11 protein-coding genes are annotated in these 12,794 nt (G+C 63.0%); 8 read left to right on the top strand and 3 right to left on the bottom strand.

All coding sequences use genetic code 11. The features are described 5' to 3' along the window. The first annotated feature begins 50 nt into the window (after positions 1-50). The 8 genes from ASG19_RS22450 (at position 51) to ASG19_RS22415 (ending at position 8,457) form a co-directional block, all read left to right on the top strand. Positions 51-983 (top strand): glyoxylate/hydroxypyruvate reductase A, encoded by a 933-nt coding sequence (locus ASG19_RS22450; protein WP_062463142.1) that lies wholly within the window; start codon positions 51-53, stop codon positions 981-983. 362 nt (positions 984-1,345) lie between these two features. After that, the gene (locus ASG19_RS22445) at positions 1,346-2,395 is read left to right on the top strand and encodes an ABC transporter substrate-binding protein (protein WP_062463139.1); all 1,050 of its coding nucleotides are present in this window, start codon (positions 1,346-1,348) and stop codon (positions 2,393-2,395) included. Between the two features lie 17 nt (positions 2,396-2,412). After that, entirely contained in the window at positions 2,413-3,507 is a 1,095-nt protein-coding gene (locus tag ASG19_RS22440; RefSeq protein ID WP_082476518.1) for an ABC transporter ATP-binding protein, read from the top strand. Continuing rightward, positions 3,504-4,373 carry an ABC transporter permease gene (locus tag ASG19_RS22435; RefSeq protein WP_062463136.1) on the top strand — a complete coding sequence of 290 codons (870 nt, stop codon included), beginning with the start codon at positions 3,504-3,506 and terminating at the stop codon, positions 4,371-4,373. The genes ASG19_RS22440 and ASG19_RS22435 overlap by 4 nt, the downstream gene beginning before the upstream one ends. 2 nt (positions 4,374-4,375) lie before the next feature. Then, positions 4,376-5,167 carry an ABC transporter permease gene (locus tag ASG19_RS22430; RefSeq protein WP_062463133.1) on the top strand — a complete coding sequence of 264 codons (792 nt, stop codon included), beginning with the start codon at positions 4,376-4,378 and terminating at the stop codon, positions 5,165-5,167. A 27-nt stretch (positions 5,168-5,194) separates the two neighbouring features. Beyond that, positions 5,195-5,863 (top strand): RraA family protein, encoded by a 669-nt coding sequence (locus ASG19_RS22425; protein ID WP_062463130.1) that lies wholly within the window; start codon positions 5,195-5,197, stop codon positions 5,861-5,863. A gap of 75 nt (positions 5,864-5,938) precedes the next feature. Beyond that, the gene (gene ggt / locus ASG19_RS22420; RefSeq protein WP_062463127.1) at positions 5,939-7,627 is read left to right on the top strand and encodes a gamma-glutamyltransferase; all 1,689 of its coding nucleotides are present in this window, start codon (positions 5,939-5,941) and stop codon (positions 7,625-7,627) included. Between the two features lie 95 nt (positions 7,628-7,722). Further along, complete coding sequence (locus ASG19_RS22415) at positions 7,723-8,457, top strand: SDR family oxidoreductase (protein ID WP_062463124.1); 735 nt, start codon at positions 7,723-7,725, stop codon at positions 8,455-8,457. Between the two features lie 96 nt (positions 8,458-8,553). Here the strand turns inward: ASG19_RS22415 and ASG19_RS22410 are convergent, their stop codons facing one another. From ASG19_RS22410 to ASG19_RS22400, 3 genes are read right to left on the bottom strand one after another with little or no spacing between them, the layout of a single operon-like run. After that, positions 8,554-9,969: an FGGY family carbohydrate kinase gene (locus ASG19_RS22410; protein WP_062463121.1), complete on the bottom strand. Its 1,416-nt coding sequence runs from the start codon at positions 9,967-9,969 to the stop codon at positions 8,554-8,556. After that, complete coding sequence (locus ASG19_RS22405) at positions 9,966-11,210, bottom strand: FAD-dependent oxidoreductase (RefSeq protein WP_062463118.1); 1,245 nt, start codon at positions 11,208-11,210, stop codon at positions 9,966-9,968. The genes ASG19_RS22410 and ASG19_RS22405 overlap by 4 nt, the downstream gene beginning before the upstream one ends. After that, positions 11,207-12,601: an NAD(P)/FAD-dependent oxidoreductase gene (locus ASG19_RS22400; protein WP_062463115.1), complete on the bottom strand. Its 1,395-nt coding sequence runs from the start codon at positions 12,599-12,601 to the stop codon at positions 11,207-11,209. Before ASG19_RS22400 ends, ASG19_RS22405 begins: the two co-directional genes overlap by 4 nt. Between the last annotated feature and the right edge of the window lie 193 nt (positions 12,602-12,794).

Genomic DNA, 12,794 nt, shown 5'->3' with positions numbered 1-12,794 from the left:
TGCAGTGAATGGGAGGCATACCATGACGCATGAGCCAATGAGGATGCTCCATGAACATTGTCGTTTCGCTACCAGCCGCAGACAAGACGGAATGGTGGTGCCAGATGCTGCGCGATCTGATGCCGGACTGGAATGTCTACCCGATAGACCAAGTGCCTGATCCCGATGCCGTCACCTATTCGGTGCTCTGGCGACCGGCGACCGGCGCCATGAAACCGTTCCGAAACCTGAAGGCGATCGTTTCGCTGGGGGCCGGCATCGACCACGTCCTGGCAGACGAGCAATTGCCGATACACGTGCCGATCATCCGCACCGTCGGCACCGATCTGACGCAGCGGATGAAGGAGTATGTCGTCCTTCACGTCCTGCGCCATCACCGCGAACTGCCGGCCATCCAGGCCAACCAGGCCCGCCAGCTCTGGGAGCAGATCGTCGTGCCACCCGCCCCCCAGCGCCGCGTCGGTGTGATGGGACTGGGCAATCTTGGTGCCGCCGCGGCAGACCTTTTGAAACAGATCGGCTTCGAAGTGCGCGGCTGGTCACGATCCCCGAAGGATCTGCCCGGCATCCAGTGCTTTTCCGGAAGCGAAGGATTTGGGGCGTTTCTGGAAGGCACGGAAATCCTTGTCTGCCTGCTGCCCCTGACCGAAAGTACACGCGGCATTCTCAATGTCGACACGTTCAATCGCTTGAAGCGCGGCGCCAGCATCGTCAACGCGGCACGGGGTCCGCATCTGGTCGACAGCGACCTTGTCGACGCCCTGAATTCGGGCCAGATCAGCAGTGCGACACTCGATGTCTTCCATGTCGAGCCGCTTCCCAAAACGCATCCGTTCTGGACCAATCCGAAGATCACCGTCACGCCGCATGTCGCCTCGCTGATCGACGCTCCGACAGGTAGCAAAATTGTCGCAAAGAACATCCGGACCTTCCAGGAAACCGGGACAGTCGCCGATCTCGCGGACGCAAAACGCGGCTACTAGCCCATAGATTTTTCTTGGGGACTACTCTCAGCCCTTCGGTTGCCACTGCGTGACCGAAGGGCTTTTTTGTTCAAATAATCATCGCAATCCAGTCTCTTAGTGCGGCAATCGGATTAAATAACTACCTGTTTTTCATCCAAAATTTTTCTGATGCAAGACACAAGAAATTTCGATTGGACAACGGTGGCCGCAGATCGTTGCATCAGGGGCAGTGGATCGTTCGATAAGCCCTCCAGCTTTGCCGGGATAGGACCAACCGTCGCGGAGAAGGCTCCAGCAGATTCACATTTCACCGTGCTGCCTGCCATGCTGGCAGCCGCCTCGACAAACCGGGCCGCTTCACCCGACAGGAGAATGTGCCGATGATCACCCGCCTTCTTGCCTCCGTCGTCTTCGCCGCGCTGATCAGCACCACAGCTCCGGCCCACTCAGCCGATGTCTCGGGGGAGATCACCCTCACCGCCTATTCGGGGATCTTTCAGGACAAATACAACGAAGCGGTGATCAAGCCCTTTTTGGCGAAATACCCCGATGTGAAGGTCAACTATTTTCCTGCCGGCGCCTCCTCGGCAATGCTGGGAAACCTGCGTTCGCAGGCCGGTGACCCGCAGACCGACGTGGTGATCTTCGACGTTTCCACGTCGCTGATCGGCGACAAGGAAGGGCTGCTGGCACCCTTGACCAAGACCGACGTCCCCAACCTTGCCGACCTGCTGCCGCAGGCCATCGTCAAGGAAGGTTATGGCCCAGCCGTCACCTTCGACAATCTGGTGGTCATCTACAACAAGGAAGCCTTCCCGACGGCGCCGACCTCGCTCGAGGTTCTCTGGGACAAGGCCTATGCCGGAAAGATGGCCGTCACCTCGATGCCCTCCATCCTCGGCTCCGGCCTGATGGTGATGACGTCTGCCATGCTGGGTGAAGACTATACCAAGTCAGTCAAACAGTCCGTCGCCAAGCTTGCCGAGATGGCGCCCGGCGTGCAGACCTTCGACCCCAAGCCCGACGCCTACACCCTTGTCATCAACGGGACCGATGTGCTGGGGACCGGGTGGAATGCCCGCAGCCAGTATTATGCCGACGAATCCAAGGGCAAGCTGGGCGTGATGCTGCCGAAGGAAGGCACTATCCTGCAGATCAACACCATCAACCTTGTAAAGGGCGCCAAGAACCCGGTCGCGGCAAAGGCCTTCATCGATTACGCGCTGTCGCCGGAAGCCCAGGCAGCCTTTACGGAAGCGATGTTCTACGCGCCGGTGAATGCCAAGGCAAAGGTCAGCCCCGAGGCCAGGGCCCGTACGGTTGCCGGCCAGCTCGACAAGACACTGCCGCTCGACTGGGCTTGGGCCGCCACAAAATCGGATGAATGGAACCAGCTCTGGAAGCGCCAGATCATCTCGGCCGGCAAGTGAAACAGCAGGACGAACCCATGTCCCTCGCCTCAACGCCCGCCCATATCCGCATCGACAAGCTGACCTTTGACTATGGCGGCGAACGCCCGGCCGTCGACACCTTGTCCTTCGATATCGCCAAGGGCGAATTCATCGGGCTTTTGGGTCCGTCCGGCTGTGGCAAGTCCACCACGCTGCGGATGGTTGCCGGGCTTCTGGCACCGACGTCCGGACAGATCATCATGGGCGGCGAGGACATCGTGTCTCGCCCCCCGTGGGAGCGCAATCTCGGCCTGGTGTTCCAGTCCTATGCGCTGTTTCCACACATGACGGTGGCGCAGAACGTCGCCTTTGGCCTGCGGCTGCGCAAGGTCGGCAAGGAGGAAAGTGCAGCCCGGGTTGCCGAGGCACTGCGTGCGGTACGGCTTGAAGGATTTGGCAATCGCCGCCCGGCCGAGTTGTCGGGAGGCCAGCAACAGCGCGTCGCGATTGCCCGCGCCATCGTCATCGAGCCGGAAATCCTGCTGCTCGACGAACCGTTGTCGAACCTCGACGCCCGCCTGCGCGACGAAATGCGCTTCGAGATCCGAGACATCCAGTCCCGCACCGGCATCACCACATTGTTCGTCACCCACGACCAGCAGGAAGCACTGACCATGTGCGACCGGATCGCGGTGATGAATGGCGGCAAGCTGGAACAGATCGGAACTCCGGTCGAGATCTACGACAAGCCTGCAACGCCCTTCGTCGCCGGGTTCATCGGCCGCGCCAACAGCGTGCCGGCGACCCTAAGTCTCGGAACGGGTGGGCCGCGCCTCGATCACGAAGGACAGGCGCTGCCCGCGCCGGACCTCCAGGAATTGCCTGCAGATGCTGGTGATGGCGCCAAATTGGCCGCCATGGTCCGGCCACATGCCATTCAGCTTTCCAGGCCGGATGGCGATGGTCTGACGGCACGCGTCAACCGCAGCGTGTTCGTCGGCAGCGTGATCGAGGTTGAGCTTGAGCTCGCCGGTGGCCAGAAGCTGGTGGCCGAACTTCGGCCCGGCAGCGAGGAAGCCCAACTCGCACAACCGGGTGCAGACGTCGCACTCACCTGGCGCACCACCGACATGCGGATCTTTGCCGCATGAACCGCTTCACCGTTCCCGGAACCAGCACGAGAATGACACCCTGGCTGCTTCTCGCACCGGTGCTGCTCGTGCTGACGATTTCCTTCATTGGCCCCATCCTGTGGCTGTTCCGCATGTCGCTGAACATTTCCGACTACGGCGCCATTACCAAGGCCATCAGCCTGCAGACCTATATCGGCATCCTCCAGGACAGCTACTATCTGGATCTGCTCGGCCGGACACTGCAGCTGTCGATCACCTGCTCCGTGGTCGCACTGCTCCTGGCCTATCCGATGGCCTTGTCGCTGTCGCGGATGACGTCGCGTTGGCGCACGCCGCTGACCGTGCTGGCTGCCTCGCCGCTGCTGATCTCGGCTGTGGTGCGGTCGTTCGGCTGGCTGGTGACCTTGGGAGATGCCGGCCCCGTCAATCACCTCTTGCGGGTGCTGGGACTGATCAGCGAGCCGCTGCGGATGGTCAATAATTACTCGGGTGTGATCATCGGCCTGTCGGAAAGCATCATGCCCTACATGTTTCTCACCATCGCGGCGGGACTCGGCAAACTCGACAGACGCCTCGACGATGCCGCCATGTCGCTCGGCGCACCGCCCCAGAAGGTCTTCTGGCATGTCACGCTGCCACTCAGCTTGCCGGCCATCCTTGCCGGGCTGACGATCGGCTTCGTGCTTTGCGTCTCGTCTTTCATCACACCGTCCCTGCTGGGCGGCGGCCGTGTGTTTCTGCTGGCAACCGAGGTTTATGACCTTGCCCTCGTTTCGCTCGACTGGCCGACGGCGGCGGCTTTGTCCTTCCTTATGCTGGCGTTTTTCGTCCTCGCCATGGGATTGACCGGCCTCGTGCTGCGACTGCTGACCCGGAGGACATAGACATGACGAAATTCCTCTCCTTCATCTCTCGCACCTATGTCACGCTGGTCTTCTGCATCGTCTTCATGCCGATGGCGATCATCCTCGTCATCTCCTTCAGCGCCGATAGCTACCTGTCCTTCCCGCCTTCGGGCTGGAGCCTGAAGTGGTATGGAACGGTGCTCGGCAATACCAGCTTCATGCAGGGCTTCCGCAACAGCGCCATCATCGCGGTCATCGTTGCGGCGCTCAGCCTCGCCCTTGGGCTACCGGCCGCCTATGCGCTGGTGCGTCTGGACTTTCCCGGCCGGGCCCTGATCCGCAGCCTGGTCATCGCGCCGCTCGTTTTGCCGGCGATGATGCTGGGCCTCGGCATCCTGATGGTGTTCACACCGGCCGGACTGGTGGCAACCTATCCCGGCCTGGTGCTGGCGCATCTGGTGATGACGCTGCCCTTCAGCATCCGCATCCTGCAGACGTCGCTGAGCAATCTCGGCACCGATGTCGACGAGGCGGCGATGACACTCGGCGCCCGGCCTCTGCAGGTCTTCATGCAGATCACCCTGCCGCGGCTGACGCCCGGTGTGATCGCCTCCAGCGCCATCGCGCTCATCCTGTCTTTCGACGAGATCGTGCTGTCGCTGTTCATCGTCGGGCCGCGGCTGCAGACGCTGCCGGTCGCGCTCTACCGTTATGTGGACGAGCGCACCGATCCGATGGTGGCCGTGCTGGCGGTTTTGATGATCGCCCTTTCGCTTGCCATCGTCCTCGTCGTCGAACGCAGCGTCGGTTTCGCCAAGGCCTTTGGCCGCTAACTTCCACACCCCAGATTGGATCCGAAAATGGCTTACAAAATCAACCCAATGCCGGCACAGATCGCCAAGCAGGACCTGGACCTGCTGGCGCAGGTCGAAACCGCGACGCTCGGCCACTGGCGGCATTTCGGCTTCCTGCACCGGCAGATCCAGCCGCTGATCCCGGGCCGCCGCGTTGTCGGCACCGCCGTCACCATCGCCATCCCCGGGCCGGACTCCACGCTGCTGCACCATATCCTCAGCCTCATCCGGCCGGGCGATTTCGTCATCGTCGACCGGCTGCACGATGACCGTTACGCTTGCTGGGGCGGCGGGGTGACGGTCGGTGCCAAGGCCGCGGGCGCCGTCGGGGCGGTGGTCGACGGACCCTGCACGGACCTTGAAGAAATCGTCCAGTCGGATTTCCCGATGTGGTGCCGCGGCATTTCGCCGATTACCACGCGCATCTACGATCTCGGCGGAGCGATCAATGTTCCGGTATCGGTCGGCAACACCGTCGTCATGCCGGGTTATGCCGTTTTGGCCGACGAGAGCGGCGTCATCGTGCTGCCACCGGAGGAAGTGGCCTCGGAGGCACAGAAGGCCATCGACATCCAGATTCGCGGCAAGTCGCGCGAGGCCAGTGTTCGCGAAACCGGCGTCAAGCTCGGCGATCTGTCGGGTGCCACGGCCAAAGTTCTGGCCAATCTGATCTGAACCATGCTTTCTAGCCGGAGTATCTTCACCGGCTAGTCTCCTGCGCCGGCCATACCTACCGAATTGAGAACCGACATGACCGCTCCCCGCCTGCCATTCACCTGCGAAAAATCCCCGGCCAGTGGTGCTGGCGGAATGGTGGTCACTAACCATCCCCTTGGCTCGGCGGCAGGTTTCGAGATGTTGGCGGCCGGTGGCAATGCGGTCGATGCCGCGGTCGCGTCGCTTCTGGCGCTGACCGTGGTGGAACCGATGATGGTCGGCATTGCCGGCGGCGGCCTTTCGCATATCCGCATGGCTGGCGGCCCGCATGTGGTAATCGACGCGCTGTCTTCGGCCGCCGCGACCATGCACCCCGAAATCTACGAGCCGGTTTCGGACGAGCCGGCCCGCTACATGGATGCCAAGGGGCGCCGCAACATCATCGGCGCCTCCTCCGTTGCCGTTCCCGGCAACCTGGCGGGCTGGTGCGACATGCAGGCGCGCTACGGCAAGCTGCCATTTGCCGACGTGGTAGAACCGGCGATCAGGCTGGCTTCACGCGGTTTTGCCGTTACCCACTACCTTTCCGGTGCGATCGGCGAGGCCGCCGGCGAGCTTTCGCAGGACGCGGAGATCGCCAAAATCCTCATGCCCAGCGGCGCGGCACCTGCTCCGGGCGACCGCCTCCTGATGGGCGATTACGCCGAAAGCCTGCGGCTGATCCAGCGTGAGGGCGCGGCTGCCCTGCATGGTGGCGCGCTCGGCGCAGCACTGGCTGCAAGAATGCAGACGGGCGGCGATGATGCCGGCTGGGTTACCGAAGCCGACCTGCGCGCCTATCGACCGATCGAGCGTCAGCCCATCATCGGCAGCTATCGTGGCTTCGAGATTGCCGGACCGCCGCCGCCGGCCTCGTCCGGCGTGCATGTCACCCAGATGCTGAACATGCTGGAAGCCTATGACGTTGCCGCTATGGGTTTTGGCAGCGTTGCCTCTCTCCATCTTCTCGTCGAGGTGATCCGCATTGCCTTTGCGGATCGCCGCTCACATTCCGGCGACCCGGCATTTGTCGACGTGCCGGTCGAGCGGCTGACCTCGAAGGCCTATGCCGCCGAATGCCGGTCCCAGATCCGCCAGGCGGCAAGCCTGCCCGCCGCGTATGAACCGGGTTATGAGAGCCAAGACACCACGCATATCACCATTGCCGATCGCGACGGCAATGTCGTCAGCGCCACCCACACGATCAACGGACTGTTCGGCGCACGCCTGGCGGTGCCCGGTACCGGCATCATCCCCAACAACTACATGAGCAATTTCGATCCGCATCCGGGCAACGCCCTCTCCGTCGTGCCCGGCAAGCGCGTGCCGACATCGATGGCGCCGATGATCCTAATTCAGGATGGCGCACCGGTGTTCGCACTCGGCCTGCCCGGGGGCCTCAGGATCTTCCCCTCGGCCATGCAGGCGATCGTCAACCTGATCGACCACGGGATGAGCCTGCAGGAAGCGGTCGAAGCGCCGCGGATTTGGACGCAAGGCCAGGAAGTGGAAATCGAGCAGGCCTATGCACCGCAGCGGGAAAAGCTTGAGGAACTCGGTCACGAAGTTCGTGTCATGCCGCATATCGGCGGTGGCATGAACGCCATTGCCTTTGGCGACACGATGACCGGTGCGGCCTGCTGGCGCGCCGATGGCACCGTGGCAGCCCTCGGCGGCGGACTGGCCCGTCCAGGCGTGCGGTTCTGGCCGGACAAGGCGCCGGCAAAGCCTGCCCAGAATTGATGCGGATTAAACCGCACGACAGAAAATCCGTTGACCCTGAGCGATCGTACCATTGCCAGGACAGGGTCGACTGCCCCATCCCAAGGAGATGACCCATGACACAACCCTCTATCCTTCTGACGGGTGCAAGCCGTGGCATCGGACATGCAACGGTCAAGCTGTTCCTGGAAAAAGGCTGGCGTGTCCTCACCGTGTCACGCCAACCTTTTTCGGAGGAGTGCCTCTGGCCCTCGGCCCGTGAAAGCCATATCCAGGCAGATCTCGCCGACCTGGCGCAGATCGACAAGCTGGTGGCCGACGTTCGCGAGCGACTGAATGGCGCGGGGCTGCATGCGCTGGTCAACAATGCGGGCATTTCGCCCAAAGGTGCCGGTGGCGCCCGCCTCGGCGTCATCGGTTCCGACGCCGCCACCTGGACGACGGTGCTGAATGTCAATCTCGTTTCCATCGCCCTGCTCGCGCGGGCGCTTCTGCCCGAACTGGAGGCTGCGAAAGGATCGATCGTCAACGTCACGTCGATTGCCGGCTCGCGCGTGCACCCGTTTGCTGGCGTTGCCTATGCGGCCTCAAAGGCGGGCCTTGCGGCCCTGACGCGGGAAATCGCCCATGAGTTCGGCCCGCATGGCGTTCGTGCCAATGCCATCGCACCGGGTGAGATCGACACCGCTATCCTGTCGGAGGGCACGGACCTTCTGGTGGAAGCAAATGTGCCGATGAAAAGGCTCGGCACGCCGCGGGAAGTGGCCGAGACAATCCACTTTCTTTGCAGCGAAACGTCCGCCTACATCAATGGCGCGGAAATCCACATCAATGGCGGCCAGCATGTCTGACACGGCAACGGCGTGCGGAGCTTGGAGCGGCAGAGCATGACAGGTTTTCAGCCCGGACGATGCAATTCCATCAACCGGGTTGCCATCTCCACAGGGCTATCCGACGGGTAGCGTGTGCCAGTCTCTGGACCGATCCACCGCTTGCGCGAACCGCGCAAGCCGCGCTGCCCCGTCACAACGGTTGGGGATAATGGTTTGCGAAGGCTGCGGGGTCTCCAACGTTTCGCCCAGCGCACAGGCGGCAAGCTGGGCGGTGCCGTAGGCGGTCAGTTCGTCGACACCGGGGATGACCACCGTGCACCCCGTCGTGTCGGCAAGAAACTGGCACAGATAACGGGAACGGCTGACGCCGCCATCCACCGATATCCGTGTGATCGGCGCATCTGACGCCATGGCCACGACGATTTCGCTGGCTCGCAACGCAATGCCTTCGATCAGCGCCTGCTGCATGTCCTGGCGGGTCGTTGCCCCCGTCATGCCGATGAAAAGCCCGGCGGCGCTGTCATCCCAATGCGGGCTTCCGAGTCCTGACAGCGCCGGCACGAAGGCCAGGCCGCGGTCGATGGCCGGGCCCGCTGCAAAGGCATTGAGTTCGGTCGGTTCGTTCAGAAGCCCTATCCTCTGGGCCCAGTTGATGGCCGCGCCAGCGGCATGGACGCCACCGTCTGTCGCATAACTGGTTTCGCCACGGATCAACCAGGCAACGGTCGGCAGCAGGCCGTTCTGGCCAGCCGGTCGCCGGTTCGGGCCGGTGAGCGACAGTGCGAAGGCGCCGGTGCCGAACGTAATCTTGGTGTCACCTGCGACCCGGCAGCCATGACCGTAAAGGGCTGCCTGCTGATCCACCACCGATGCCGTCAGCGGTGTGCCGTCAATGTCTCCGAAATCGCCGACGGTCGGCAGGATGGGGGGCAGGCATTCGATCGGAACGCCGAAAATCTGGCAAAGCCTGCTGTCCCACTCGCCGGTTGCGATATTCATCAGGGACGTGCGCGAGGCGGTGGTGATGTCGGTTGCCGCGCGTCCGGTAAGCCGCTGCAGGAAAAACGCATCCGTGGTGCCGAGCATCAGTCTGCCGGCACGCCGCGCATCCTTGACGTCGTCATTGTTCTCCAAAAGCCAGGCCAGTTTTGCGGCAGAAAAATAGGGGCTGAGCGGAAGGCCGGACAGCTCCATGATCTCGGGTTGCGCAGGGGAAAGGGCGGCGACCTGCGCCGCCGTTCGGCGGTCCTGCCAGACGATCACGGGCGAGAGCGGTCTTCCATCGATCGCATCCCAGGCAAGGCAGCTTTCACCCTGATTGGACAGACCGATCGCGGTGACTTCGCCCGCGGCGGAGAGCGCCGCGCTCAGATTGGCGAGCAGTTCCTCAGGATCGTGTTCGACCCGATCCGTACCGGAGAAATGCTGCGCATGTGCCGCGGAAAAGACGATGCTGGCCGTACCGTCTGCTGCGACCTTGAGGGCGCGCGTTGATGTGGTACCCTGATCGAGGGCCAGGAAAATGCTCATGCCTTCGGCTCCAGTCGCAACCTAAGATCGCTGCTCTCGCCAGCAAGGTCCAGCCCCGCCAGGGAAAAGCGGATTGGTTTCTGCGGTGCGGCGTTGATGCTTTGTGATCGCAGGATGGTGCCGCTGCCATCCGACAGGATCAATTGCCCATTGGCAGCGCCGAGCGCTCGCACATTCAAAACCGGTGCGGTGCCTGTGCCTTCGGTCGTCAGGCGTTGCGGGACCACGTACTTCAGCCCGGCACCGGCAATGACGCGGCGGCCCCGCGCCTCTTTCGGTTCAGATTTTGCCCGATCCGCAAGTTCGGCGGCAATCATCCCGGCAACGCGGCGACCCTCGGCCCAGCAATGGCCTGCCGTCTCGATTGGGTGAACCATGTTGCCGGCGAAAAATATGCCGGGATCGGAGCCTCGACCGTGCTGGTCGATTTCCGGGCCACCGGTTGCCGGATCGAGCACGAGGGCGCTCGCTTCCGTAAGGGCCGCCTCCGGAACGAAGCGGCCGGAAAAGATCACGCCGTCGCACGCCAATAGCGTCTCCGTACCGTCGGCCAGCCGCAACCGCACAGAGGTCACCCGCGGACGACCTTCAATGGCAAGGATCTGCGCGCCTGGCATGACGGGCACGCGAAGCACACGGGGCAAGGCAAAGAATGCCCGCCGGGCCTGGACGTCAAGTTCATTCTCCACCATGGCGATGGGTCGGATGCCATGGCTTCGACAGGTGAGGATAGCCGACAATGACACCAGTTCGCTGCCGACGATGAGCGGACGTCGAAACGGCACACGCCCTTCCTGGTAGACGAAGGCCTGAAGCGCTGCCGTATTCATCACACCCAGCGGCCGCAGGCCGGGCACCAGCAACTGCGCCCGGGTGGCCTCGCGGGCACCGGTGGCGATCAGGATGCGGGCTGCCTGGATCGTCTCGATGCCGTTGGGGCTCGCGACTGTCAGCCGGCCGCCGGGGCCGGTATGGACGACCGTATGTTTCGGCAGGACGGTGACTCCAGCAGCCAGTGCTGCGGCCACGAGGCGGCGCGCATAGGCAGGTCCTGTCAGGATGCGTCCGAACTCGCGCATGCCGAAAAGTGGATGGCCGCAGTGTCGGGGGATGCCGCCGGCCTCGTCTCCACGCTCGAAGAGCGCGACCTTCGCCACGCCACGGGCTCTCAACTCGATGGCAGCGGAAAGCCCGGCCGGACCACCGCCGACGATCGCAACGTCGTAAGAAGCCGCGCTCATCGGTCGGCCTCCGGTGCGATCGGCACCGACAGCCGGCCTTCGGTGAGGCTGTTCAGACGGGCTAGACAGTTGAACCCCTGACAACGCCCCATGGCACAGCGCGTGCGTCGCCGCAGCCCGCCAAAATCGCCGGGCGGCAGGGGGCTGCTCAGCGCGGCCTCGATCTCCCGCCCGGTCACCATTTCGCAATGACAGACGATGCCGCCATGCCCGGGCACCTGCCAGTCACGCGGCAGGTGCTCGGCCAGATTAGGCAACGGGAAGATCGGCGGCGCCGTGATCGGTTTGCCGCCGGCAGTTCGGTCCTGCGCCCATAATCCATGGACATGGCGGGCAATCCCGAGCGCCGCAGTCAGCCCGGTGGAGCGTATGCCGCCGGCGCAGAAATAGCCCTTTTCCGGAAGGCTGTGCAGACGATAGTGTTTCTCCTCGGAGGCCGGTCGCAAGCCGGCATAAACGGCCGTCACCTGGGCCTGCGCCAATGCCGGTACCAGTTCGACGGCCTTGGCGATCAGCATATCGAGTTCCGGACGGGTGACATCGGGGCGATCGCGCTCTTCCTGTTCCTCCGCCGTCGGTCCGACCAGCAGGTTGCCGAAGATCGTTCGTATGAGCACCACACCCTTGGTGCGGGCCGTCGGCACCGGCAGCAGGATCGTTCGGAGATGTTTGGCGGCAGCCTTGTCGAAGACGACGAACTGACCTTTTCGCGGACGAATCTCAAACTGCGAGCCGCCGATTAGCATGCGTTCGACGCTATCGCCGTGAATACCTGCAGCGTTGATGACGCTGCGGGCAGTCAGCGTGCCAATGGGCGTTTGAAGATGCCACAGATCGCCATCGAAACGGGCCGACAACAGCCCGGCATTGAAGTGAAACCCCGCGCCCAATGCCTTGGCCTGCATCGCATAGGCGAGTGGCGCCGACCATGGATCGATGATGACCTCGCGCGGGACGAGAAGTGCCGCCCGCACATGTGCCCCCAAAGCCGGTTCGCGGGCGACTACCTCGGCGCGGCTGAGAAGCCGGGCGTCGGCAACTCCGTTGAGGAGCGCCTGCTCCAGCAGTTCGGGAAGCCGGGCCTCCTCGCTGTCACTCCAGGCAGCAACCATCGCACCGGTGTCGAGGATCGGAAGGTTGAAATCCTCGCGGATCTGCATGTATTCAGCGTAACCCGCCTGCATGCATTGCAGCTCGACGCTGCCGGGCGGCGCATCGAAACCGGTGTGCAGGATGGCGCTGTTGGCTTTCGATGCGCCAGATAGGATATCGGGCGCCCGCTCGAGAACGACGACACTGGCACCTTCCAGGCAAAAACGGCGCGCCATGGCACAGCCGACGACACCGGCACCGATGATGGCTGTGTCCACAGGATTGCCGAAAGCAACCAAAAGCGGTCTCCTTGTCAGCGCACACCGTCGGGTGGCGGTCACCCGAGAACGTCGCCCATGCTTACCGTTGTCATCGCTGTTTGACGAGAATAAATTGTACGTTCGGTCATTTTATTGACTGAATGTGTTGTTTTGTGTGTCGATTAATCGTGCTAGTGACGGAGAACGGTGGTCCAATGCACCAACTTGCAGA

It is taken from the genome of Rhizobium sp. Leaf306 (assembly GCF_001423425.1).
Classification (GTDB): domain Bacteria; phylum Pseudomonadota; class Alphaproteobacteria; order Rhizobiales; family Rhizobiaceae; genus Neorhizobium; species Neorhizobium soli.
This window is presented reverse-complemented; position numbering and strand designations above follow the sequence as displayed.